Annotated in this window: 20 protein-coding genes and 4 pseudogenes; 11 read left to right on the top strand and 13 right to left on the bottom strand. The window is 62.7% G+C overall.

What is annotated here, in order from left to right:
- Positions 1–8: 8 nt before the first annotated feature.
- From P6U28_RS24405 to P6U28_RS24420, 4 genes are read right to left on the bottom strand one after another with little or no spacing between them, the layout of a single operon-like run.
- Positions 9–890, bottom strand: a complete 882-nt coding sequence (locus tag P6U28_RS24405; protein ID WP_407120102.1) for an alpha/beta fold hydrolase — start codon at positions 888–890, stop codon at positions 9–11.
- Between the two features lie 24 nt (positions 891–914).
- Positions 915–2,726: an FAD-dependent monooxygenase gene (locus tag P6U28_RS24410; protein WP_407120103.1), complete on the bottom strand. Its 1,812-nt coding sequence runs from the start codon at positions 2,724–2,726 to the stop codon at positions 915–917.
- A gap of 44 nt (positions 2,727–2,770) precedes the next feature.
- Entirely contained in the window at positions 2,771–3,721 is a 951-nt protein-coding gene (locus tag P6U28_RS24415; protein ID WP_407120104.1) for a 3-carboxyethylcatechol 2,3-dioxygenase, read from the bottom strand.
- Positions 3,722–3,775: 54 nt separating this feature from the next.
- The gene (locus tag P6U28_RS24420) at positions 3,776–4,993 is read right to left on the bottom strand and encodes an ABC transporter substrate-binding protein (RefSeq protein WP_407120105.1); all 1,218 of its coding nucleotides are present in this window, start codon (positions 4,991–4,993) and stop codon (positions 3,776–3,778) included.
- A gap of 116 nt (positions 4,994–5,109) precedes the next feature.
- On the opposite strand from P6U28_RS24420, the gene P6U28_RS24425 reads away from it, so the two are divergent.
- Complete coding sequence (locus P6U28_RS24425) at positions 5,110–5,895, top strand: IclR family transcriptional regulator C-terminal domain-containing protein (RefSeq protein WP_160118792.1); 786 nt, start codon at positions 5,110–5,112, stop codon at positions 5,893–5,895.
- Between the two features lie 190 nt (positions 5,896–6,085).
- Here P6U28_RS24425 and catC read toward each other — a convergent pair.
- Both catC and P6U28_RS24435 read right to left on the bottom strand, forming a co-directional pair.
- A pseudogene (gene catC / locus P6U28_RS24430) lies at positions 6,086–6,372 on the bottom strand (muconolactone Delta-isomerase).
- A 106-nt stretch (positions 6,373–6,478) separates the two neighbouring features.
- Entirely contained in the window at positions 6,479–8,056 is a 1,578-nt protein-coding gene (locus P6U28_RS24435) for a 4-hydroxyphenylacetate 3-hydroxylase N-terminal domain-containing protein (RefSeq protein ID WP_244607914.1), read from the bottom strand.
- A gap of 276 nt (positions 8,057–8,332) precedes the next feature.
- On the opposite strand from P6U28_RS24435, the gene P6U28_RS24440 reads away from it, so the two are divergent.
- The 5 genes from P6U28_RS24440 to P6U28_RS24460 all read left to right on the top strand — a co-directional run bounded on the left by P6U28_RS24440 (position 8,333) and on the right by P6U28_RS24460 (position 12,751).
- On the top strand, positions 8,333–8,962 hold the full coding sequence (locus P6U28_RS24440) for an FAD synthetase (protein WP_407120106.1): 630 nt from the start codon (positions 8,333–8,335) through the stop codon (positions 8,960–8,962).
- Positions 8,959–9,483 carry a flavin reductase family protein gene (locus P6U28_RS24445; RefSeq protein ID WP_122401639.1) on the top strand — a complete coding sequence of 175 codons (525 nt, stop codon included), beginning with the start codon at positions 8,959–8,961 and terminating at the stop codon, positions 9,481–9,483. The genes P6U28_RS24440 and P6U28_RS24445 overlap by 4 nt, the downstream gene beginning before the upstream one ends.
- A gap of 70 nt (positions 9,484–9,553) precedes the next feature.
- Positions 9,554–10,423, top strand: a complete 870-nt coding sequence (locus tag P6U28_RS24450) for an intradiol ring-cleavage dioxygenase (protein ID WP_129145361.1) — start codon at positions 9,554–9,556, stop codon at positions 10,421–10,423.
- Between the two features lie 79 nt (positions 10,424–10,502).
- Positions 10,503–11,669: a muconate/chloromuconate family cycloisomerase gene (locus P6U28_RS24455; RefSeq protein WP_245509634.1), complete on the top strand. Its 1,167-nt coding sequence runs from the start codon at positions 10,503–10,505 to the stop codon at positions 11,667–11,669.
- Between the two features lie 185 nt (positions 11,670–11,854).
- Positions 11,855–12,751 (top strand): LysR family transcriptional regulator, encoded by an 897-nt coding sequence (locus tag P6U28_RS24460; RefSeq protein WP_122406465.1) that lies wholly within the window; start codon positions 11,855–11,857, stop codon positions 12,749–12,751.
- 10 nt (positions 12,752–12,761) lie between these two features.
- Here P6U28_RS24460 and P6U28_RS24465 read toward each other — a convergent pair.
- A pseudogene (locus P6U28_RS24465) lies at positions 12,762–12,943 on the bottom strand (tRNA dihydrouridine(20/20a) synthase DusA); the annotation flags it as partial.
- 109 nt (positions 12,944–13,052) lie between these two features.
- Entirely contained in the window at positions 13,053–13,868 is an 816-nt protein-coding gene (locus tag P6U28_RS24470; protein ID WP_209295033.1) for a hypothetical protein, read from the bottom strand.
- A 156-nt stretch (positions 13,869–14,024) separates the two neighbouring features.
- Between P6U28_RS24470 and P6U28_RS24475 the strand changes: the two genes are divergently transcribed.
- Positions 14,025–16,763 (top strand): MobA/MobL family protein, encoded by a 2,739-nt coding sequence (locus P6U28_RS24475; protein ID WP_407120107.1) that lies wholly within the window; start codon positions 14,025–14,027, stop codon positions 16,761–16,763.
- Between the two features lie 678 nt (positions 16,764–17,441).
- On the opposite strand, the gene P6U28_RS24480 is transcribed toward P6U28_RS24475, so the two are convergent.
- From P6U28_RS24480 to P6U28_RS24495, 4 genes are all read right to left on the bottom strand, one after another.
- Entirely contained in the window at positions 17,442–18,767 is a 1,326-nt protein-coding gene (locus P6U28_RS24480) for an MFS transporter (protein WP_122401635.1), read from the bottom strand.
- A 113-nt stretch (positions 18,768–18,880) separates the two neighbouring features.
- On the bottom strand, positions 18,881–19,729 hold the full coding sequence (locus P6U28_RS24485) for a fumarylacetoacetate hydrolase family protein (RefSeq protein WP_122401634.1): 849 nt from the start codon (positions 19,727–19,729) through the stop codon (positions 18,881–18,883).
- Positions 19,726–21,333, bottom strand: a complete 1,608-nt coding sequence (locus P6U28_RS24490) for a bifunctional 3-(3-hydroxy-phenyl)propionate/3-hydroxycinnamic acid hydroxylase (RefSeq protein WP_209295031.1) — start codon at positions 21,331–21,333, stop codon at positions 19,726–19,728. The genes P6U28_RS24485 and P6U28_RS24490 overlap by 4 nt, the downstream gene beginning before the upstream one ends.
- Positions 21,330–22,232, bottom strand: a complete 903-nt coding sequence (locus tag P6U28_RS24495) for a VOC family protein (protein WP_122401632.1) — start codon at positions 22,230–22,232, stop codon at positions 21,330–21,332. Before P6U28_RS24495 ends, P6U28_RS24490 begins: the two co-directional genes overlap by 4 nt.
- Positions 22,233–22,406: 174 nt before the next feature.
- Between P6U28_RS24495 and P6U28_RS24500 the strand changes: the two genes are divergently transcribed.
- On the top strand, positions 22,407–23,132 hold the full coding sequence (locus P6U28_RS24500; RefSeq protein WP_122401631.1) for a GntR family transcriptional regulator: 726 nt from the start codon (positions 22,407–22,409) through the stop codon (positions 23,130–23,132).
- A 186-nt stretch (positions 23,133–23,318) separates the two neighbouring features.
- On the opposite strand, the pseudogene P6U28_RS24505 reads toward P6U28_RS24500, so the two are convergent.
- Positions 23,319–23,660 (bottom strand): annotated as a pseudogene (locus P6U28_RS24505) (DNA polymerase/3'-5' exonuclease PolX); the annotation flags it as partial.
- Between P6U28_RS24505 and P6U28_RS24510 the strand changes: the two are divergent.
- The 3 genes and pseudogenes from P6U28_RS24510 (at position 23,553) to P6U28_RS24520 (ending at position 24,669) form a co-directional block, all read left to right on the top strand.
- A complete protein-coding gene (locus tag P6U28_RS24510; RefSeq protein ID WP_162500032.1) occupies positions 23,553–24,287 on the top strand; it encodes a hypothetical protein in 735 nt (244 codons plus the stop codon). The pseudogene P6U28_RS24505 and the gene P6U28_RS24510 overlap by 108 nt on opposite strands.
- A gap of 58 nt (positions 24,288–24,345) precedes the next feature.
- Positions 24,346–24,483 (top strand): annotated as a pseudogene (locus P6U28_RS24515) (hypothetical protein); the annotation flags it as partial.
- Positions 24,484–24,492: 9 nt separating this feature from the next.
- A complete protein-coding gene (locus P6U28_RS24520; RefSeq protein WP_347338440.1) occupies positions 24,493–24,669 on the top strand; it encodes a hypothetical protein in 177 nt (58 codons plus the stop codon).
- The last annotated feature ends 44 nt before the right edge of the window (positions 24,670–24,713 follow it).

A 24,713-nucleotide genomic window follows, 5' to 3' on the forward strand; every position in this document is an offset into this window, starting at 1 on the left:
AACGATCCTTATTTGCCGGTCCGGAGGAATTCGATGTGGAGCCGATTGAACTGCTCGGCGTCCTCGAACTGGGGCCAGTGGCCGCAGCGGTTCATGACCACGAATTTCGAACCCGGAATCATGTCCGCGATCTGCTTTCCCTCCTCGGGCGTCGCGGTCGGATCGTGCGAGGTCCACACGACCATCGTGGGCGCCTTGATCGACCGGTATTGGTCGGCGGTGATCATGTTGGGCTGGCGGATTTCCATCTCCTGCAGGCACATGATGCGCTTCATCGTGTCGGCGAAACCCGGCTGCGCGTAGATCGCGCGGCGGGTCTCGATCAGATCGTCCGAGACCATGCTCTTGTCGCACATCAGGAATTCGAGGCGCGCCTTGATCCGCTCCCAGGAGGGATCGGATGCAGCCTCGTTGGACAGCTTTTTCAGCCGCTCCATCACCTGGGGGTGCGCTGTCCAGCCGCCGGCGGTGTTGAGGACGAGCTTCTCGACCGCAGCGGGACGATGCACGGCCAGATAGGTCGCGACCCAACCGCCCAACGATTCACCGCTGATCATCGCCTTGTCCCTGCCGAGCGTCTTGAGGACGGCGAGCACATGGTCAGCGTAGTCTTTGACCTGGTAGTCGATAGCCGGCTTGTCGGTCCATCCGTGGCCCAGCATGTCGATGGCGACGAACCAGAAATGATTGGCGTGCGGACCGAAGTTTCTGGAGTATGCCTCGGCATGGCCGCCGACGCCGTGCAGCGCCAGTACGAGCGGTTTGGACGGATCGCCCGACTCGATACAGCGGGTCCGAATTCCGCCGGCGTCGATGAAGTGCTGCTTGAAGGAAACGCCCCTCAGATCGGCCCAGACGCTGGAAAAGTTCTCTGGTCTTGTTTCACTCATAGCTGAATCTCGTTCGTTGGCGTGTCAGGCGAAAAGCGGCGTGCCGCTGGGCTTCGACGGAGAGGATGGTTTTTCGCGGGGGATGGCCGAGAGGTCCGGAAGATCCAGGACCGTCCGGATGGCTGCACTGAGCCGGTCGAGAGCCACGCTTGCGTCGGACGTCCCATCCATGTCGCGCCAGGCGACCACGCCGTCCGGCCGAACAAGCAGAACTCCCGCTTCCTCGATCTCGCGAATGCGCTGCCACTCGCAATAGAGGTCCTGCGCATCCGGCGAGCCCGTCACCACAACGTGGAGGAATGGCAGATCGAGGCGCAGCGCCGCTTCCTTCCACGCCTCGCCGGCGAGGCCGGTCACGACGGTGAAGAGGCCCTTTCCGGTCACGTCGAGCGTCGACACGCGCAAGCCGTCACGGTCGACGAGCCATGCATGCGGGATCTTCGCCCCAGGGCGCGACGTTGGCTGATTGTAGAGGCCGCAATCTCGCCGCCACTCCTCCGGCTTGGCGCCGACGTCGGGGATCACGGCCGAAGATTCGTACCGCTGGTTCATCTCGGTGCCTTGGGCATTGAACTCCGTTTGCTTCAGGTCCAGCGCGGCCTGCGCCGCTTTCCGGGCGGCCACACCGTCCGGACCCGGATCGCGGAAGCGCGCGATGCCTGCAGCGACCGGGTTCTCAGCGCCTTGCACCCTGAAGCATGCGTTCAGCGGGGCGTAATCGAGCCGGGATTGGTTTGCCCGCAGCACGATCTGCTTGCCGACCGGCGCCCGCTCTTGCGAGTAGCTTTCCAGCAGCTTCGGACCGGCCCACCCCTTCACCGAGTAGGCGAGCTTCCAACCGAGGTTATGGGCGTCCTGGACACAGGTGTTGTTGCCCAATCCGCTCGATGGCGGATGCCGATGGACCGCATCGCCGCCGCAGAGCACCCTGCCCTTCGAATACTGGGTCACGTAGGCCTGGTTCACGTACCAGATCGACGTCCGGACGATGTCGATGTCGACCGATGGATCGCCGATCAGCACCTTGATCTTCGGAATGATGGCTTCCGGAGATAAGTCCGGTTCGCCCTTGCTGATGTCGAAGCCCCAACCGGCGATCCACTGCGTCCAGGGATGCACGGCCCGCAGCAGGCCCATGCCGATTTCGCCGAAGCTCGCATCCGGCGTCACGATCCAGTTCAGGATGCTCGGCCGGTGTTTGCTATATTTGGTCAGGTCACAGTTGAAGACGGTGTAGACGGTGCCTGCGCGCGCCATCTGTCCTTCGATCGGCAGGCCCAGATGGTCAACCACCATCGAGCGCGCGCCGTCCGCGCCGACCATGTAACGCGCGCGGACGGTGTACTCTCGCCCGTCGAGACGATCGCGCAGCGTGGCCGTCACGCCGTCCGCATCCTGCTCATGCCGGACGTATTCGGTGTTGAACGCGAAGGTCGCGCCCTTCTCGGCCGCCTTCTGGAACAGAATTGGTTCGAGCAATGGTTGGATGATGTCGACCATGCCGCAGGGGCTTGCGCGCAGATAATCGCCGCGGCGGTCGTCGCCGGTCCCCCACGTCCGCATCCGGATCAGCTCTGAGCCGGCCAGGCTGGTCGTGAAGGTCGTGTCGCCCATGAGCTCCCAGGGGCTCGCGTAGCGGGCCACGTCGTCCGCTATCCCGAGATCGCGGAAGACCTCGTTGGCGCGCTGGTTCGTGATGTGGGCGCGCGGGCTGTCGGCCATCCAGTTGCCGCGCGAAACGATGTGACTGCGAACGCCGCAATTGGCGAGCGCCAGGGCGGTCGTCGAGCCCGTGGGGCCGGCGCCGATGATGAGCACGTCCGTTTCGTATGCCATTTGCCTGCTCCGCGATGCTTCCGCATTCGCGCGGGGTTAGTCGATCAATGAGCGCCGTCGACCTGCTTGGCCGCCATCATCGCCATGCCGGCGATCCAGCCCGGAATCGCTTCGTAGAATTCCTGGTCCATCTTGAAGTGGCCGCCCGCGGAAAAGGCGCCGAAGGCGGCGACCCATGCGAGCACCTCGTTGGCGCCGCGCCCTGCGACTTCACGGACCTTGCCGGGATCGAGCGCGTCGGCGCGCCAGATCTGGCCGCTGCGAAGGATCTCCATGAATTCGGCGTCCCACTTCGGATTGAGCGGCTGGCACGGCCCTTTGCCCGCCTCGGCGAGAACACCCGCCTCGAGCACGCGCTTCTCGCGGGCTTCCTTGGCCTCGGCTGTCGGATTCCGGCCGTTGATCAGCCGCTCGCGGATTTCGGGCGGTGCATCCTTGATCGACGGGAGCGGTGGATCGTGCGAGAGTCCGCCGGACGCGGCAAACAGCACCCGCTTGCCGGACCGCATCGCGAAGCGGCCAACGGATTCACCGAGTTGGCGGGCCCGGCGATAGGTCGGCACCGGCGGCGCGGCGGCGTTCACGAAGATCGGCAAGATCGGGATGGACTTGAAGTCCCCGAACATCGCTTCCCACAACTGGACGAAGCCGTGATCGACCGGCATGCGGTAGGACATTGCGACGTCGAAATCCTCGCCCCGCAAATGGTCGATGAGTTCGAGCGCCGTCTCCTCCGGAACGTCCAGCGGGCCCGTCCCGCCGCCCCAGTCGCCCAGGGACACGGCTCCGGCTCCGACGCAGAATGAGGGCATCAGGTCGTAGAAGAAGCCGTTGAAGTGATCCGGCGCGAACTGGACGATGTAGTCAGGCGCGAACTCTTTCACGAAGCCTCCGAGACGTCCGAACGCGGTTCGGACGCGCTGCTCGGTCTCATTGCTGGCAGGCCCCTTGTACATCAGGGGAGTATGGGAAGCGCAGACAACGGCTACTGACATGACCGGATTCCTTCCAACGCCTAGTTGAATTTGTCGAAAAGTGGCTGCGGCAGGCTACTTCTTCACCAGCGGGCACGGGCTTTCGGAAAGCGGGCGGTTGAGGGATTCACCTGGCAGCGTCTGCACGACGTTGTAGAGATCCCAAGCGCCCTTGTTCTCTCCGGGCTTCTTCACCTGGAGCAGGTACATGTCGTGGATCATCTTGCGATCTTCGCGGATGTAGCCGTCGGCCGCAAAGAAGTCGTGTACCCGCTCCTTTTCCATCTGCTTCATCACCGTCGGAGCGTCGTCGGTGCCCGTCGCCTTGACCGCTTTGAGGTAGTGCGCGACGGACGAGTAGACGCCGGCATGGAAGCTGGTCGGCATTTGCTTCGCCTTCGCGAAGAATTTCTCGGCCCAGGCGCGCGTTTCGGGCGTCCGGTCCCAGTAGAACGGGGAGACTTCGTAGGCGTCATGCGCGATCTTAAGGCCCACCGCGTGCACGTCCGTCAGCACCGATTGCAGGGGCACAATCTTGGCTTTTGCGCTCAGCCCGAATTCATCGGCCTGCTTCAGCGCCGTCACGGTATCGCCGCTGGAAGCCGCGATCGCGATGACGTTGGCGCCGGCGCTGGAGGCGGTCAGCAGAAAGGATGCAAAGTCGGACGTGTTCGGCGGAAACACGGAGTTTCCCACCACCTGGCCGCCGTTGAGCTTGACTTGCTCTGACGTATCGCGCGTCAAGGCATTGCCGTACGCCTGATCGACAGTCAGGAAATACCACTTGGTTCCACCTGCATCGATCACGGACTTGGCTGCGCCCTTTGCGAGATTGTAGGTATCGACCGTCCACTGCACCGTGAGCGGCGAACAGGCCTTGCCGCTGAAATCCGACGAGGTCGATCCCGAGAGCAGCATGATCTTGCTCTTCTGCGCGGCCATGTTCTGCACGGCGAAGCCGATCGGCGAGCCCTGCATGTCCGCGACTGCATCGACGCCTTCCACGTCGAACCAGCGGCCAGCGATCTGGGATCCGATGTCGGGCTTGCCGGAATGGTCGGCCGAGATCACTTCGACATTCAGGCCGGCGCCGAAGTCTTCGGCGGCCATCTGGGCGGCGGCGACCGAGCCCTTGCCGTTCGCCATGGATGTCGGACCGGCGATGTCGGTCAGAACGCCGATCTTGACCTTGCCATCGCTGAGCTTCGGGGTGCCTCCGGCGGTCTGCGCCGCCGCTGGCGCCGTCAAGGCCAGACACACGGCCGCGGACAAATAAAGGCTTGAATGGACCATCGTTTCCTCCCATCGCCACTTGTTTGGGCGTGCGGGTGTTGGATTGCCGCCGATTGAACTATGATTCCAGCTGAGTCTGTGAAATGTTCGCGGTGCGAACACGTCCAGAGGTGATCATGCACCGCAATGTCAGGGCACTTTCCCGAGGGTTGGCGCTGATCAATGAGCTCAATGCGAGCGGGCCATCGAACGTCGTGCAGCTCGCGAAGAGGACCGGTCTCAACCGGACGACCTGCTATCGCTTGCTCGATACGCTGCGCCAAGACGGCTACGTAACGTTGGACGAGACCAACGCCCTATTCGCATTGACGCCGCAGGTGCGCACCCTGAGCGAAGGCGTGTCTTCACGCGACCTATCGAGCCAGGCGGCCCTGCCCGCGATGTTCGGTCTCTTGGATGATGTCTCTTGGCCCAGCGACTTCGGGGTCTTCGAGCTCGGCTCGGTGCTTATCCGCGAGAGCACCCATCCCTTCAGCCCGTTCTCTGTTCACCGCTCGATGGTCGGCCGCAGAAGGTCGTTAGTCCGGAGCGCCCTGGGAAAGGCGATCCTGGCCGCCTCAACGCCCGCGCTGCGCCGCGAGATGCTCGAGCTGACGGCCTCTCTTGTCGAGGAAGACGCAGGGCTGGCGAAGGATCGTCGCTTCATCAACGAAATCCTCTTGAAGACGAAAGAGGACGGATACGCCTCATCGGTGGGCGGATCAGAGGCTGGCATCAGTGCTATCGCGCTGGCCATCCCGGGGGGCGGTCCGGTGCTCGGCAGCCTCAACCTGATCTTCTTCTCGTCGTCAATGACGCCGGAGGTGGCCGCGCGAAAATATCTGCCAAGCATGAAGATGGCAGTAAAGGACATCGAACGTCGGTGGTCAGCCGCAAACAAAGCTCGTGGAAAGCTCGCTTAATCGACGGCTATCGAACGTATGCGCGAGAGCAGAGGGCCCACACGATGGCTCGCTTTTGGCCTTCGGGCGACCTCAAGCTTTCAGCGGCCCTTGGTTTGCCTACCCTAACTTTTGCAGCCTGCAGCGCGCCGCAATACTCCCGGTGGGAAAGGCACATTGGAATGTCGAACTCGAGCAGGATAGTTCGAGACTACCGGTCGTCGTCATGGATCGACGACGGATGCCGGCACAGCGGCGTGACCCGGATCTCCATGAACGGAAACAGCGGCAGGCTGGACAGAATGTCGTGCAATTCTTGCGCGCCCGAGACGTCGAATATGCTGACATTGGCGTAGCGCCCGGCCACCCGCCACAAATGGCGCCAGGCCCCTGTGCGCTGCAGCTCCATAGCGCGAACACGCTCCGCCTGCTTCAGAGCGTCGGCTCGCTCAGTCGGCAGAGCGGGATTCGCACCTCCATTTCGACGTGAAAAAGCATGACGATGAACTCTTTCTGCAAGGATAAAGCGACCGCGCAAAAATGGCGTGGAGCCGCGGCGCGATCGCGGCGGCTCCCTTGATCGTCTTTATCGTCAGCCCTGTCGTCAGCCCTGCACCAGTCCGCGGCTGACGAGGTTGATGTCATCGGGATTAACCAGATCCTTCGCCGTCCAACCGGAGACGTCGTAGTCGCTCATGCAGTTGCGCACGAAATCCTGCATGGCGCCGAGGTCGCCGGTGGCGGCCGCGGCGTTCAGCGTCTCGACCCGCAGGTTCTCGTAATTGCCGGCATAGTTGCGCTCGTAGAGCTCGTGCCTGCCACCGAATTCGGAGCCGACCGCGTCCCACAGCAGCTTGAGCAGCTTGATCCGGTCGATCGCGGCATAGCCGTTCGAGCCGCGCACGAAGCGGTCGAGATAGGGCCGGATCGCATCGCTCTCCAGATCGGCCGAGCTCGAGGGCAGATAGATCAGGCCGCTCGCGACGTGGCGCTCGATCAATTCCTTGATCCGCGGATAGGCCATCGGCGCGAACACACGATAGGCCAGCCCGTAGTTTAGATTGGGCAAATTGTAGCCCTCGGTGCCCTGCCAGGCGATCGGCGATTTCACCATCGCGTCCGCAATGCCGTGGAACAGATTGCGCCAGGCGATCACCTCCCCCACGGCCGTCTGCACGCCGCGGAAGTCCTTGGAGCCGGTCGCCTCGACGGCCATCGAAAACAGGCCGGCGATGAAGTCGAGCTTCACGGCCAGCCGCGTCACGCCATGCAGCGTGAACCGCGGGATGAAACCGGACGCCGGGAAGAACTGGTTGATCTTGGCGACGTCGCCATAGATGAAGACGTTTTCCCAAGGCACCAGCACCTTGTCGAATACGAGGATCGAGTCATTTTCGTCGAAGCGGCTCGACAGCGGGTAGTCGAACGGCGAGCCGGTCGCCGCCGCCGTGAATTCGTAGGACGAGCGGGCGATCAACTTGACGCCCTTGGCATCCATCGGCGCCGTGAAGATCAGCGCGAACGACTTGTCCTTGATCGGGATGCCGTAGTGCGCGATGAAGTTGTAGTGCGTCAAGGCCGAGCCGGTTGCGACCACCTTCGCCCCGGAGACGATCAGGCCGGCGTCGGTCTCCTTCTCCACATGCATGAAGACGTCGCGCACCTCCTCGATCGCCCGATCGCGATCGATCGGAGGGTTGACGATGGCGTGATTCCAGAAGTCGAGCCGTTCCTGGGTCCGGGCATACCACTTCCTGGCGTTGCCGGCGTAGTCGCCATAGAAGCTCGAATTCGCCCCCAGCGTGCCAAGGAAAGATGCCTTGTAATCAGGTGAACGGCCCATCCAGCCGAACGCAACCTTCTGGAGTTCGGCGATCGCGTCGCGGCCCTTGATCAGATCGTCGGCCGTCTTCGAGCCGAGGAAGAACGGATGGGTCAATTGTCCCGACCCGGTGTCGGTCAGGACGCCGATCTGATCCTTCTTCTCGTGAAAACGGTCGTACCAGCGCGCCACCATCCGCGCCGAATTGCGAAAGGCGGGATGCTGGGTGACGTTCTTGACGCGCTCGCCGTAGATGTAGATTTCTCTTCCGTCCTGGATGCTGTCCAGGAATTCCGCGCCGGTATAGACGCTGGTGGTCGACGCAGGCATGTCGGCTCGCAGGGCGGCTGCTGTAGTCATGGACACTTCTCCTCCGTTTGTGTCGCTGGACCGGCGGCATTGCAACACCGGCCCGAGACCAATCCCGTCACGCTCTTGGTCGGCGCGACATCGGAGGGAACGCTACGCGCTCACAAGGAGCGGGCGAAAGGTATCACACCATACCGCGCGGACCGGCCCAAGTGGGGCTATGACTCGATGGCACGACCGGACTGCAATGATCGTCCGGCCGACGCAACGCCGCAGCTGACGGAGCACTCGCGCAGCACGGCCAGGGAGCGAAAACCGGAGCGAGCCATGGCGACGGGTTTGGGCAAGGGTTTTGACAGCAGCGCTGTCGCTTTCCATCGTGATGGGGAGCTGGCCCTCGACGCCTGCGTCGTGACGATCGGCGCGTTTGACGGCGTCCACCGCGGCCATCAGGAGCTGCTCCGGCAGACAATTGCGGCAGCGCAACGCCGCGGCGTTGCCGCCGTGGTCTACACCTTCGATCCGCCGCCAAAGGTGTACTTCGGCCAGGCCGAGCCGTTGATATCGCTGCGCGAAAAGCTTGCGCGCATCGCAACATTCGCGCCGGACCACATCATCGTCGCCGACTTCAACCAATTCTATGTGCGGCGCACCGCGGCGGATTTCCTCGCCGAGCTGCAGCGGCTGCAGCCGCGTGAAGTGATCGTCGGCGAGGATTTCCGCTTCGGGTCCTGTAAGGGCGGCACTGCGCTGCTGTTGCGGCAACACGTCAACACCCGCATCCTGCCGCCGGTGCGCTGCGGCAATGGCGAGGTCGTCTCCAGCAGCCGGATCCGGAGCTTGCGGCGATCCGGCCTTGCTGCTGCCGCGGCGACGCTGGAAAACTGGCGAGACATCGTGACCGCGCCACCGGCCAATCGATCCGATCTGGCCCAAGCCGAGGCCGCAGGCCAATGACCGCGATCGATCCGCGCGAACTGCGCGATGCGTGTGGGCAGTTCGGCACCGGCGTGACCATCGTCACGACGCATTGCGAGGGCCGCGACCATGGCATGACGGCCAACGCCTTCATGTCGGTCTCGCTCGATCCGCCGCTGGTCGCCATCTCGATCGCGAAAAGCGCGAAGATGCTTCGCAACATCCAGAACAGCGGCCGCTTCGCAGTCAGCGTCCTCGCCGAGGGAATGGAGGATTTCGCGTGGCATTTCGCCGGCAAGCCGAGGCTCGACCTTTGCGACATCTTCGAACGGCGCAACGAGCTACCCGTGATCGCCAACGCGGCGGCCTATTTCGTGACCGATCTCGCCGACGAGATCGTCGCCGGGGACCATACCATCTTCCTCGGCCGCGTCCGCGAGATGGCGCTGGAGCCCAGCAAGAAGCCGCTGCTGTTCTTTCGCGGCCGCTTTGGCGGCCTTGCCGACGCGCAGCCTGCGCCCGCGATGCTGGAGAATGCTGCTTACGAATTTGTGTGGTGAAGCCAACAACCGATATTCCCGAAAACGGGATGCAAGTTTGATCAACCTGCAACAAGAGGAGGAAATGACCATGCTGAACGTCACCAAGGACACCATCACCGACCACGTGATCGCCGCGCTCTCGAAGGACATTCCGGATCGCAACCGCCAGATCATGACTAGCCTGATCCGCCACATGCACGCGTTCTGCAAGGAGGTCGACCTGACCTTTGCCGAGTGGTTCGCGGCTTGCGAATTCCTGCGGCGCGCCGGCGACATCTCGGACGAGAAGCGCAACGAGTTCATCCTGATCGCTGATATCCTCGGTGTCGAGGTGCTGGTCGATATGCTCGACCACCGAGTCACGGACGGCGAGAGCGAGTCCACCGTGCTTGGGCCGTTCTACCGGGAAAACCCGCCGGTACTGCCGAAGGGCGCCTCCATCATCAAGAAGACGTTCGACAACGCGCAGACTGTCAAGGTCAGCGGGCGCATCAGCGACACCGCAGGGCGGCCGATCGAGGGCGTCACCATCGACGTCTGGGAAGACGCGCCGAACGGGCTCTACGATCTGCAGGATCCGGAGCAGCCGGCCTACAATCTGCGCGGCCGGTTCACTACCGACGCCAACGGCGAATACGCGTTCGTGGCGCTCCGCCCCGAGCCCTATCCGATCCCCTATGACGGCGCGGGCGGCGAGCTCCTGAAGTACATGGGGCACCATCCCTGGCGCCCGGGTCACATCCACTTCATGCTCGCGAAGGACGGCTATCAATCGCTGATCTCGCAGATCTACGATTCCGAGACCAAGTATCTCGACAACGACTCTGTCTTCGCCGTGAAGCAGAGCCTGATCGGCAAGTTCAACAAGGCACCGGCCGGTGCCGACACCGATCTGGTTCTCAACTTCGACTTCAAGCTCAAGAAGGCGGCCGTCGAACGGCTCGTCGCGGCCGAGTAATACCGTGATGTCCTGCCAGGCCCCACCAGCCTGGCAGGGCTCATTCTGAACTTACCTGTGAGGATATATGAGTCGTGCCGTGATCGAAGTCGCCGAGCCTGTGGAGCGAGTGCAGGCTCACACAAAGGACACCGCGATCCGCAGCATCCGCGCCACCATCGTGGAGGCCCCGACCCGCCGTCGGCACAAGCTGTCGAACACGGAAGTCACGCATCAGGGCTACGTGCTGGTGCGCGTCCTGCTCGACAACGGCGTGACGGGCATCGGCGAAGCCTCGACGCTCGGCGGGCCGCGCTGGGCCGAGGAGAGCGTGGAATCGATCAAGGCCGCGGTCACGAATTATCTGGGGCCGGCGCTGCTCGGGCAGCCTGCCCTCGCCTTCGAGGCCAATGCGCTCCGCATGGGCAAAGCCGCGACCCGCAATTTCGCGGCCAAGGGCGCGATCGAGTCCGCCCTGCTGGATGCCGCGGGCAAGACACTCGGCCTCCCCGCCAGCGCCTTGCTCGGTGGTGCAATACACGAACGCATCGAGGTGATCTGGGCGCTGGCCTCGGGCGACAGCGGCCAGGAGGTCGAGGAAGCCAGCGAGAAGCTGCGGCGCCGCGAACACCGTCAGTTCAAGATCAAGTTCGGCTTCAATCGGCCACAAGCCGATCTGAAGCGGCTGCAGGCGCTGCGCGCCGGCCTGGGCGACGAGGTCCGCCTGATCGTCGATGTTAACCAGGGCTGGACCGAGGCCGAATGCATCCGCTTCATGCCCGAGCTGGAGGAATTGGATGTTGCCCTGATCGAACAACCGGTGTCGGCGCTGCAGCTGGACGCCATGGCACGCGTCGCGGCCCGCACGTCCATCCCGCTGCTGGTCGACGAAGCGGCCTTCACCAAGGAAGAGATCGCCCGTGCAGGCACGATGGGCTGCGGCAGCGTCTACTCGCTGAAGCTCGTGAAGAGCGGCGGACTGTTTGAGATGAAGTGCGCCGCTGCGGTCGCCCGCGCGCACGGCCTCGAGCTTTATGGCGGCTGCCTGCTGGAGAGCAGCATCGGCGCAGCAGCGCATCTCGCCGCATTCGCCACGCTGCCCAAGCTCGAATGGGGCACCGAGCATTTCGGCCCGCGGATCCTCATGGAGGACTTGGTCGTCAACCCGATCAGATTCGAGGAGTTCGAGATCTGCGTTCCCGACGGTCCCGGTCTCGGCGTCGAGGTCGACGAGGACAAGATCCGCGCCTTCGCCCGGAAGGACTAGGCAGGCGGCGTCGTTCCGCGGACAATTGACAACCCGGGGACCTACGCCCAGTCTTTACGCTGGAACCATCGTCTCGATCGTGCGCTGATGACCACGCGATACCAAACCAGGCAGGACCTCCAGGCCGCTTCCGCGGAAGCGCGCGAACAAGCGTCCGGCTGACCGTGACCGATCGCGACGACGTCATGGATCTCAGGCGACTGGTCTATTTCGTTGCCGTCGCCGAGGAACTGCATTTCGGCCGTGCCGCCTCGCGGCTCGCGATCGCGCAGCCGCCGCTCAGCCGGCAGATCGCGCAACTCGAGAGCGATCTCGGCGTCATGCTGATCGACCGGAGCCGAAGCCAGATCCGGCTGACCCAGGCCGGCAGCGTGCTTCTGGAGCGTGCGCGCGACGTGCTGGAGCGACTCGACCGAACGCATCGCGAGATCAAGCGGATCGGAGAAGGTTTTTCGGGACATCTGCGCGTCGCCTTCGTTGGATCGGCGACCTATGGCGTGCTGCCCAATGTGATCAAGGCGTTTCGCTCCGCCTATCCCGACGTCGAACTCGCGCTGTCGGCGATGAACAACGCCGAGCAGAAACGCGCGGTGATCCAGCGCGAGATCGATATCGCGATCGCCCGCCCCTCGCTCGACGACGAGGAATTGAAGTCGGAGCCGCTGCTGCAGGAGCCGTTGATCCTCGCGCTGTCCGACACATCGCCTTTGCTCGAACAAGCGATCACAAGGTTGTCGGCGCTGAAGGCGGAGACATTCATCCTCTACCCGCGCAAGCCACGCCCGAGCTTCGCCGACCACATCCTCAACATCTGCCTCGAAGAGGGCTTCATTCCAAAATCGCAGGTGCTGGCCCAGGACTATCAGACCGCGATCAGCCTGGTCTCGGTCGGCGTCGGCATCGCGCTGGTGCCGAAATCGGTCTCGGAGGCGGAACGCCCCGGCGTCTCCTACCGCGCCTATGAGGGACATAATCCAGGGACCGCGCTGTCGCTGAACTACCGTCGCGACAACCGGATGCCGCATTTGTTCAATTTCCTGAAGATCGCACAAGACGTCACGCGGCGGCAGCGCAAGCCATAGTCTCGCGCTCTCAGGCCGCGACCGGCGCGAGTGCGCGATCGTCGACGCGTGCGATCGCATCGGAAAACACGTCGATCCTCGCACCCAGCCGCACGCCGTTCTCCGCGAGGTGCCAGCGGAACGCGCGCCGGGGACGCCATGGAAGGCCCCGACGAAGTGACGCGCGATCGAAAGCAGCCGCGTGCCGTCAGCCGACCGCGGTGCGGGCGGCCAACAAGCCGTGGCAGAGGAGGTCGGAACTCCCGCCAATGAGAGTACGAAATCCAGAAGGCAAGCCGGAAGCTCGCTTCGTCGTCCTTCTTCAGAGGCCCGGCGGACGATCCGGTTCTTCATCGACCTGCGAGAGACGGGCAAGTGGCCTGGGAAACGCACCAAATCTCGGCGGCGCGGCCGGCCTGGCAACAGCATCGCCGGCGCTGGTGACGACGGCGGCATCGGGGTTGTCGTAGGCGTCGTCCGCGGGTGGAGTGGCAGCGCCTACAATCATCCCGGCCTCAGGCATCGAACCCAAATCGACACCTTCATCCTCTGCTGGAGTGGCGAGTGCATCTGAGGAGGAGTCCGGCCCCATTGGCGCCGGAGGTGTGCTTTCGTCCGCTGATCCAGCCTGTGAGGGGGGCTCCTGCTCGCCGAGGATTACGACGCGATCCACGAAGTGATTCTGCAATTTCTCGATCGCCGTGCTGTCCACCCTGCCCTTCCAGCCCCCGAGCTTGCCGTTCCAGCCCAAGCCTGCATCGTCGATGATTGCACGATTATCGGCCGAAACATTGCGAGAAATCTTGACGAACACCTCGCGCACAGCCGCGTCCTCGGAGCCGTACAGCGATCCACCCGACGCACGCTCAGTGGCCTCGAGCGCACGGTTCCTGGGGATGTCCTTCGCAGCGGCCTCGGCCCCAAGCGCACGGATTGTGGCCAGAACCTGCGTCAGCGGCAATTTCGTCAATCCCGCCTCACGGAGACTGCTCAGGATCGTGGCTTCCACGGCCTCATCGTGAGCCTTCTCGTCCTTGGCCAACTGGCCAGCCTCCGCCTCATGGCGCAGGCGCCGTTTGAGCAATCGTGCGGCTTCTGCCTCCAACTTTTTGATCTCGGTCGCCGCCTCGCCTCTCATGACATCCTCGCCTGTTGCGCCCCCCTAAGACCCTGATGCCATGAGAAAATCGCCTCCGCCACCCGATTATTTTTGACTAGTTTCAAGGTCGCCCCTTTGAATTTTCCGGAATCGACGGCAAGCTCAATATGCAGATCGGAGTATTTGGTTGCATCAATGGCAATTATCTACCTAGGAGTTTCATTTACCCACGTTGAGCGAGACGCCGGCGCGCCCGGATTTCTAGGGTACCTGGGCCGTAGCCGGGTGTTGGACACCCGTTTGGCGCGGCACTTTGATTTCTCGAATTTGGACGGCGACCTCGTTCATAGCGAAATCATCCGTACGGACGAGGTCTCCGAGTGGTTCTGCGAGATTGAACATTTCGCCAATTGCGTCGATGAGGCTGAGGTTTATTGGGGCAACTTTGGCGCCGATAGCCGTAGGCAAAATGGCGTTGCCGTGGTCGTGGCTTTGCCACCAGACTCGGAAATCACGCTTGCCGAATGTGCGGAGTTCATTAAACGCATCGCGCTGTTGATCGCTGGAAAGCGGCGCCTTGCGATCCACGCAGCGATCCACGATCCGGCGCGGATGCGACCACGCGATCGAAACCGGCACGGTCATGTGTTTTTTCCGCGCCGTGAGATCCATCTCGACGAAATCTCGGGACCCGCAATTCGCGACATGTTCGCGCATCCCCTACAACTTAAGACGGGCGGAAAAACAGCGACGATCGAAGGCAATCGCTGGCCCGAATTTCATCAGCGCCAACTGCTGGGCTACTTTGCCGAGCTCGGCATCGATCTGGTCGTCGACCCAATTGCCCCGTTTCCCGGCCGTCATTGGCCGGTCGGTACGAAATTTGACGACCCTCGCGTTCAGCACACACGGGCGCGGACGACGCGTCTGAACATCGAAGCGATCCACGGTGATGCCGTCCGCCTGATCGACAAGCTGTTGCGCGGACGCTCGGCGATCCGCGTTGCCGAGCTGCAGCGCTTGATGGACCGGTTCGTAGACAACGAGAACGAACGGAGTTTGCATCTCGAGACTATCCTGAGCCATTGCGATCTCGAAAGTTTTGCTGTGCTCCCTACGGCGACCTACCCCCGGGTCGTTACCACTGCCCCAGTTCGCTCAACCATCGAACAGGCCTGCAGGCTGGTGGATCGAGCGGCTGATAAATCGCAAATCAGCACCATTCGCGCGGTCACCGCCCAAAGTCACGAAGCGGCAATCGACTGCTTCAAAAGCATCGTCGACACAGCGGAACATGACAACCCACCCCTGGTGCTCGGAAACAATCATTCCGATTGCCGCCAATTAGCGCAGGCGATTAAAGCAGCGAAGCCGCAAGTAGGTACCATTAAGGCTGCGCTGGCCGAGTTGCCGAACACGCAGTCACTGATCGTTAAAAATCGGCTGGTCATCGTTCCGCGAGCTGAGTCCATCCACGATCAGACACTTGCCCGCCTAATCGCAACGGCAGACGCGCGAAGTGCGCCTCTCGTTCTAGTGCATGATCAGAGCAAACAGACTGGCATCGCGAGCCATCGCTTGGCGGCGTATGCGGTGGATCGCCTTGCAGCCCTGAATCCGGCTCAGAGCGAAGATGACGTCGAGAGATATCTGCGCTGTGGGCTTATCGCTAGGAGCATTGAATTGATGGCCCAACATCGAAAGATCGAATTCGATCCCGCCGAGCGCTTCTTCGATAAGAGCACCAGCTTCGATTTTCTAGTCTGCAATGATCCACGCCTTCTCGAGGGGCTTAATGACCAGATTCGCACGCTTCGGATTCGCAGCGGCGAACTCGGGACTTCCATCCAGTTGGGCCATCCGCTCAAACCCATCCAGTTGTCACACGACGAGTGGATCGTGTTCACACGGGACGACTATTCCAGCTGCCCACCTGTCATACGCCGCGGCGAACTTGCACAAGTCCTGAACATCGATAGTCAGAAGAACCAGATAACGGTCTCGCTGTTCAGCGGAGGGAACGCGACAATCGATTTGAAGCTGTTTGCCCATTTCCGTCCGGCGCACGCTCTTCTCATCCGGGAGGCAAGGAATGTCGATCGACGACACCGTCTTCTGATTGACATCAACGATGTCCACCATGTGTGGGCAGCAACGCTGCTTGCGGCTCAAGCGCAAGGCTCGGTACTTGCAGTCAACCCGCAGGTTGCAACCAATATCTCATCCCTAATCCTGGCAACCGCGGCGTCGCTTCCCGGTGCTCTCCCGCATCAATTGACACTTCGGCGTGACCCCAACGCAGAGCTCGCTGGCATATTGCGGGGGGAAGGTCCCGTAGGACCGCTTTCGTCGTCGCAAGTCATCGAACCCATGCCGGATCCACAAGCACCGGAAATTGGTTTTGTCAGAAAAGCAGAATCACCGGCACCGGCCGGGACGGTCGAGATCGAGGCTTTTCCGGAGCCTAAGCCGCCGCGCGAAATTGGACATCTGCCAATTGCGACCCTTCACGAAAGCGTCAGAGCCATCGTGGACTCCAACGTTCATACGCGAAGAGGCATGGATCGTCTGCGGCGGAGGCTGCGACGTGGTGAGCCTGAGAGAGATGTCAACGCTCGGCATATTCTTGGACTGTGCGGTGACGACAGCCCGTTAGGGGCCATTGTGAACATGCTAATGAAGTCCCAGACGCCGGCCCCTGCGGATGAAATGGCTGAGCTCGATCTACCCACCGAGATCGAACAACTGTCGCCCCAAGCATGGAATGAATGGGACCTGTACCGGCTAAAGATCGAGTTCGCGACGCTGCAATGGAATTTCACGAGCTGGGAGATGACCCCGGTTGAATTCAAACCACCGGTCCGAGACAGCTGGCGGCGGTTGTTCAAGAACGGCGAGATGTCCCAAGATGAGATCCGGACGCTCTCGATGTAGGTGACATCGCCACTCTTTCGCGTTCTCGACGCTGCGGTCAAATGCGATGCCGCGCGATAGGACGAGTTCATCCGGCGATTCCGCTACTGACTAGGTTAGTCCAGTAGAGGTCCAGGTTATCCTAAAAGCCTTCAGTAGGAAGGTTGCGCATGTGGGAGACCTCGCGCGTCGTGGCCAGGCTTTGAGGCCTCGTTTGCTAATAGCGAGAAGAGTAACTACGGCCAGCACACGCCCGACCTACGGTTTAGGAAACCGTTTTGATGGCAATAATGTCAATACTTTAGATATCGCGTGTCGCAGATATGTTGCGTGCGCGCAATCTCTCCGAGACGAACTCACCAGATTCGTAGTCTGGTCAGGGCCGTTGAAATTGCTAGGATTTGTTACCGTAACGCGAAGCTCAATCCCTCAAACGCGCAAATTCAGCCTTGTCGCTTGGGCAGAGTTACCAGGCATCGATCAGTGCTGATCGTAAGGTGGCGGAGAGAGTGGGACTCTCTTCCTCACAGCGCCGCGTGTGCGAATACCGCCGAAAAACAAGGATTCCCGGAAGGCCCGCCGAAGCTTGTGACCACCGCTGTGTACCACCGGTTCGGCCCGGTGGGCGGTCAATCTCGGGCGATTTCGAGGGGTATCAAGCCCCCGTCGAGCTCGGCTCCTCCCGGGGTGCGGGCTTGCCTAGAGGGTTCGTTTCGCGCTTTCCGGGGCGAACAGGATGCCGATGAAGGCGCAGGCCGCGATCGCCTCGAAATAGAGGATCACCGGGGTGAAGCTGCCGCTCGATCCCATCAGGGCGGTGCCGACCAGGGGCGCGATGCCGCCGCCCAGGATGATGCCAAGCTGCTTGCCGAGCGAGGAGCCGCTGACGCGGACCTCGGTCGGAAACAGCTCCGCCGTGAAGGCAGCCTCCGGCGCGAACATCAGCGCGTGGATGATCCCGATCGAGACAACGAGGCCCATGATCAGCAGCGTCGGATCCTTGGTCGCGACCAGCTGGAAGTAGATCGGATACCAGGCCGCGGCCAGCAGGATGCCGAGTGCGATAAACGGGCGGCGGCCGAGGCGGTCCGAGTAACTCGCGATCAGCGGCACCATGCACATCTCCAGCACATTGGCGACCATGGTGCCGAAGGTGACGCTGGATTGCGCCATGCCGAGCGTCTTGACGGCATAGCCGAGCACGAAGACCGTGCTCATGTACTGGAACGTGCTGTGCGCCATGTTGGCTAGGCAGCCGAACAGCACCGATTTCTTCCACGACTGCACCACTGCCAGCAGCGGTGCCTTCGGCCGCGCGGCCGAGGCCTGTACTGCCTTAAACAAGGTCGACTCGTCGACCTGGAGGCGGATGTAGGTGCCGAGCACCACCAGCGCGAGGCTGAGCACGAAGGGCACGCGCCAGACCCATTGCGCAAAATCCTGCGGCGTCGAAAAGAAACCGAGCAGCGCGATGAACCCGGATGCCAGGATCACGCCGATCGGACCCGAGGCGTTGACGAAAGAGGCGAAGAAGCCGCGCCTTGCCGAGGGCGCATTCTCCAGCGTCAGCGACACCGCGTTCATGTATTCGCCGCCGAAGGCAAAGCCTTGCACGAAGCGCAGCGCGACCAGCGCGATCGGCGCCAGAAGCCCGATCGAATCATAGCTCGGCAGGCAGCCGATCAGGAAGCTCGCGACGCCCATCAGCACGAAAGTGATCGTCAGCATCGCCTTGCGGCCGAGCTGGTCTCCGTAATGGCCGAACACCATGCCGCCGAGCGGCCGGGCGACGAAACCAACCGCGAACGTCGCATACACGGCCAGCATGCTCGCGGTCGAATCCATCTTGGGGAAGAAGAAGCGGTCGAACACCACGGGCGCGGTGAAGGCGTAGATGAAGAAGTCGTAGTGCTCGATCACCGAGCCGAGCGAGGAGGCGATGACCAGCTTGCGGAACGCGGCCGTGATCGGCGCTGCCGTCGTGGCGTCGTTGGTACCGACCATGACATCTGCGCTGTTGCTCATGACGTTTCCCCTCTCCGTCTTGTTTGTCTGGTTTTAATCAGCAGCATTCCCGCGGGCGGACGAAGCCGATGGGCTTCGCCGCCGCTCGGAGCAGCTCCCGTCCGATGGACGTTTCACCGCGCCTCGTCCTCGACCGGATTGCGCAGCACGCCGAGCCGCTCGACCTCGACCTCGACGATGTCGCCGGGCTTCATCCAGAGCGGCGGGCTGCGCCGGGCGCCCACCCCACCAGGCGTGCCGCTGACGATGACGTCACCGGGTTCGAGCCGAGTGAAGGTGGAGCAATATTCGATCTGCCGCGGGATATCGAAGATCATGTGCTTGATCTGCGCTTCCTGCACGACCTCGCCATTCAGGCGGGTGGTGAGCTTGAGCTCGGCCAAATCGCCGAGCTCGTCCGGCGTCATCATCCACGGTCCGAACGCGCCGGTATCGGGAAAATTCTTGCCCGGCGTGAATTGGTGGGTGTGGCGCTGGAAATCGCGGATGCTGCCGTCGTTGTAGCAGGCATAGCCGGCGACGTGGCCCATCGCTTCGCTGCGTGAAATGTAACGTCCGGCCTTGCCGATGACGACTGCAAGCTCGCCCTCGAAGTCGAGGTCGGTCGAGACGCGCGGCCGGACGATCGGCCTCAAATGGCCGGTCTGGCTGTTAGCGTAGCGTGAGAAGATGGTGGGATGCTCGACCTCCGTGCGGCCGGTTTCCTTCCGGTGTGTCTCGTAGTTCAGGCCGACGCACAGGATCTTGTCGGGGTTCGGAATGACGGGCAGGAAGCTGAGCTTCGCAAGCGGCGTGACCGCTGCCTTCGGCTTCGCATCCGCGACGCCCGCCAGAGCGGCGGCGATGGCGGCTCTGAGATCGGCATAGCGAGAAACGAGCACGGCGCCGATATCGATGAAATTGTTACCCTCGACGAGGCCCCAGGTCGTGCGGCCATCGATGGCAACGGTTGCGAGCTTCATGCTGTCTTCTCCATTCTGAGATTGGGATCGGGTTGTCCATGCAGGCGCGCGGTGACGTCGCGCAAGAGATCGTCGAGCTCGGCCGCATCCTGCGCCGTTCCGAACACGTAATGATCGGGCCGCACGATTGCGGCAGCGACCCCATACCTGTCGAACCAGCCGGCCAGCACGCCGTCAGTCTCTTCGAGCACGTTTGAGGCGCCGACGCCGGAAGGCGCGATCGCCGTTGCGGCCAATTCAGGGTGAGCGGCGCAGAGCGCCATCAGAGCGGGCACATCGCTGCGCCGACCGTCGATGACCACGCGCAAGCCCGGCCCGGTGATCTTGTCGAGCAAGCAGCGCGCGCCGCCGTGCAGGACCATCGGTTGTGGAAACAGGGTGCCCCGCGCGGCTCCGACGTGCTCCGCCAGGAAGCCCGTGCGCAGCGGCGGAATGATCTCCTGCCGCGTGATCTCCAGCGGTTTGCCGCCGCCTTGGTCGAGGATCTGCGCGTCGCGGCGCCGCGCGGCCGCCGGATCACGCTCGCAGATCGACTGGCCGATGGCCTTGATCTTGCCGGTCAGCTCGATCACGTGCTGCTTGCGCTCGGCAGTGTAGCAGTCGAGCAGCGTCTCGGGCGAGGTGCCTTTGAGCACGCAGTCGAGCTTCCAGACGAGATTGGTCGCATCGCGCAGGCCTTGGCACATGCCCTGGCCGATGAAGGGGGGCTGCTGATGCGCGGCATCGCCGGCGATGATGATGCGCCCGTTGCGCCAGTTGGCGGCGACCAGCGCGTGGAAGCGATAGGAGGCTGCGCGCCACAGCTCGCCATCCTGCGGCCTCAGCCACGGTGAGAGCAGCGACCAGACATTCTCCAGCCGCTCCATCTGCTTTGAGTCCTCGTCCGGCAGCAGCATGATCTCCCAGCGGCGATGGTTCTTCGGGCCGATCAGGAAGCTGACAGGCCGTGCCGGATTGCAGAATTGCGCGGAATTTTGCGGCAGCTTTGCAAGCGCGCCCTCGTTCACCCGCACGTCGACCACGAGCCAGGGCTCATCGAAGATCAGGTCTTCGAGGGCGATGCGTCCGATCTGGCGCACCGTGCTCGAAGCACCATCGCAGCCGAGGACGTAGCGCGCCGTCACCTTCCGCGACTGCCCGTCGGCGTCCCGCAGCGTTGCCTCGACACGGTCGGATCGCTGCGCGAGATCGAGCAGCTCGACGCCGAGCTCGGCGCAGACGCTGGCGAAGCTCAAGGCGTGACGACGCAGCTCCGCCTCGACCGGCGGCTGGCTGAACACCATGCTCGGCGTGTAGCCGAGCGGATAGGGTTCTGCGACCATGTGGACGCGCCGGATCAACTGGCCATCGGTGCCAAAATGCTCGGAAGCGGTGAAGGGCTCGACATGGGGCGCGATCGCTTCGGCCAGTCCCATATTGTCGAAGTGGCGAAATATCTCGTGGTCGAGCGCGATCGCGCGGGGCTTGTCGTAGATGCCGGTGAGACGGTCAACGACGAGCACGCGATGGCCGAGGCGGCCAAGCAGGCCGGCCGCGACGGCGCCGGTTGGTCCGAAGCCGACGACGAGGACGTCGTAATACATAGGGGCGGAGGACGTCGTCATGCGCGGCGCTCCGTGTCGAACAAGACGGAGAGCTGCGCGGTCTTGCAGGCTTCGCTCTTCGGCGGCGCGATACCCCATTGGTCGGTGCGCCCGGGCGGCCAGACCCATTCCGAGGGGCCCTTGGCGCGATAGAAGTCGTCGACCTGAAGGACTTCGGCGGTGTATTCGATGACGACTCCGGTCGGGTCGACGAAATAGGCGAACACATTGTCACCGGGCCCGTGGCGGCCGACGCCCCAGCCGATCGGGAAGCCATGGTCGACCATGCGGCCCGAGCCGCGCATCACCGATTCCAGGTCAGGCATCAGGAAGGCGATGTGGTTGAGCCCGTTGATAGGGGCTTCCGCAAGCACGACGGCATGGTGATCGCTGTTGCAGCACAGGAAGGCCATCAGCTTCGAGCGGTCGGTCAGGCGAAAGCCGAGCGCCTGCTGGTAGAAGCTCGACAACTTCTCGATATCGGCGCTGTTGATGTTGACATGCGCGAGCCGTTCGGGGCGATCAGCCAGGACGCGCGCGGTCTTGGTGCGGTCGCCCTGGACGAACTCGATGCAGCAGCCTTGCGGCTCGCGGATCACGAAGTGCTCGCCGCCCGAGGGCGCACGCGATGGGCCGGGCGGGGAGATGATCTCGCAGCTCGCCTCGTGCGCACGCGCGAACAGGCGGTCGAGGTCTTCGCGTGAACGCACGCGAAAACTGATCTTGCGCAACGCGGGGCGGGTGCCTTGCGTCAATTCAAGAACGTGGAAGTCCGCTCCGGTGGCCGCCAGATAGATCGTGCCGTCGGCTTCAGCGGCAAAATCGAGCCCCCAGACTTTCCGATAGAAATCCGCCGAGGCGCCGAGATGCGGCGTCGCGATCTCGACGCTACGCAACGCGACCACCGGAAAATCGGACATCGGGCTTCCTCGTGAAAGGCCGGGAGACGCGCGCCGAAACAGCCGCCGATCGCCACCAGGCCGATTGTTGTTGGTCGAGGATTAATGTATACAAATAGCTTCGTAAAGCAGAAATTTATAAATTATGGCTTTGGCGCAGCCTGATGTACAAAAAGCCTGATGAATCAGCACGCTATGAGCTCTGACCTGTTCAGCCCGAAGACGGATGCGCCGGCGACGTTGGCGACGACCATCTATGCCCGCCTCAAGGCCGACATCCTGACCACGCGGCTTGCGCCCGGACGCAAGCTCCAGTCGCGCTTCCTGATGGAGCACTACAATGTGGGACAGACCCCGCTGCGCGAGGCGCTCAACCGCCTCACCACGGAGGAGTTCGTCATCGGCATGGAGCAGCGCGGCTTCTTCGTGAAGCCGGTCAGCAAGGACGAACTCCAGGAGCTAACCAAGACACGCTGCTGGGTCGAAGGTCTCGCCTTGCGCGAATCGATGCAGAACGCCACCCAGGACTGGGAGGAGGCACTGCTGGTGACGCACCACCGCCTCGACCGCACGCCGCGTTCACTCGATCCGGGCAAGTTCACGGACAATCCCGACTGGGAGAAGGCGCACCGCGCCTTTCACGCGACGCTGATCGGGCAGTGCGGCTCGCGCCCGCTGCTCGGCTTCTGCGAGCAGCTCGCCGACCGGCTCTATCGCTATCGCATGATGTCGATCGCCAAGGCCTATCCGGTCCGCAAGATCGGGACCGAGCACGCGCAGATCCTTCAGGCGGTGCTCGATCGCAAGACGGATGACGCTGTCGCACTGCTCCAGCAGCACTATCAGCGCACGGCCGACGTGATCTATTCAGACCTCGCGGCCGTGTTGCCGAAGTCCGATGCGTCTCACGGCACGCGATAATCCGCTGAGGCTGGCGGCGGGCGAGATAGCCGTGTCGGACGAAGGGGCCGGCGTGGGCGTCGCCTTCGACGCCATGGCTTTCAACCAGCACGATCCGATCCCGTGAAGGCTTGCTAAAGTGGTGCCCGCGATCGGCGGCGACCGTCACCACCCTTCCCCGCAATGAGAATTCGTGCTTCTGCGGCATTAAGCGGCGCGGGCGAGCGAGCGCCGCTTCTGGCGCAGGTAGCGCGTGATCTCTGAGAGCGACATCGCGTTCAGGACCCGCTCGGTGGGGACACCGCCCTTGCGGGCCATCAGGACGCCCCAGTGCATTTGGTCGAGCTCGGGAATCGAGTGCGTGTCCGGATTGATGCTCAGCATGCAGCCAAATTCGAGGGCTGCCCGGTGCCAGCGCCAATCCAAGTCGAGACGCCACGGATGTGCGTTGATCTCGACGACGACTTCGTGCTTCGCGCACGCCCGCAGCACCTTTTCGACGTCGATTTCGTAGCCCGGCCGCCGCTGGAGCTGTCGCCCCGTCAGGTTACATCGATACGACTGGCGGACGTCGTCGGGGATGCGCTGGGTGTCCCGCGCGAAACAGCTCAACTTCATCTGAAGACCATCCGCGCTGCCAAGGAGATCACCTTCAAAGGTTTCGGCAGAAGTGCTGCGGCGATGACGCCGCTCGACGCCTCTCGCCTTCTCATCGCAATGGCCGGCAGTTATTTCGTGAAGGACGCGACCGCAGTCGTGAAGCGGTTCGGCAGGCTCAAACCCATTACTCAACGGACCCGAGTGACTGAGACCCTGGAGGATTGCCTGGCCAAACGCCTGGCGGAGCTTCCAATGGACGTTCGTCCCGCAGAGGTAGAGCGCCATTCACCGGAATGGCATCAGAGGTTCGGATCGACGCGGCTTGCGGAGACAGCCCTGCAACTGCTCGATCCCATGCCGAGGGGCGAAGAGAGCGACAAACTCGATCGGTATGCGATCCTGCGATGGCTGAACCAGCGCGGCCGCGCCGAGGTGGTTGTCTTCGGCCCGCAGGGCGCAAAGCAATTGGAGCGCGGCACCGAGATTGCCGATCTACTGGACCTCCAAGAATGGGCTGGGTCGACAATCCCGTCGATATCCGACCTACGGTTTAGGAAACCGTTCAGTGCCAGCTGAAATCAATGACTTAGCTGCTGTGTTCTGCAGGTTAACAGGAAAGGTAAAAGTTTAACCATTGATTGGGTCAGCTCGCCCCGTTCGGAGGCCCGGCCGGAGAACTGATAGATTCCGATGGACGACCACCTGCTCACCCCCCTCCCTGCTTCGAGCAGCGCGCGCGCTGCTCGGATGGAGTCAAACCGAACTTGGGCAGAAGGCTGGCGTGTCGCGGAAGGCCATCGCAACGTTCGAGACGGCCAAGCCATCCGATCGAACCGATCCGCGCCGCAAGGCCGTGCTGCAGACGCTGCGGCAATATCTCGAAGTCGAATGCGATATCGAGTTCACCTTCGCGAGTGACAAGACGGGCGAAGGCGTACGTCGCGCGAAGTCGAAGTGACGGGAGCGACCAAAAGATTCCGGTGTGCAGGATGACAGAAGACC

Origin of the sequence: Bradyrhizobium sp. STM 3561 (assembly GCF_045571455.1) — a bacterium.
Taxonomy (GTDB): domain Bacteria; phylum Pseudomonadota; class Alphaproteobacteria; order Rhizobiales; family Xanthobacteraceae; genus Bradyrhizobium; species Bradyrhizobium vignae.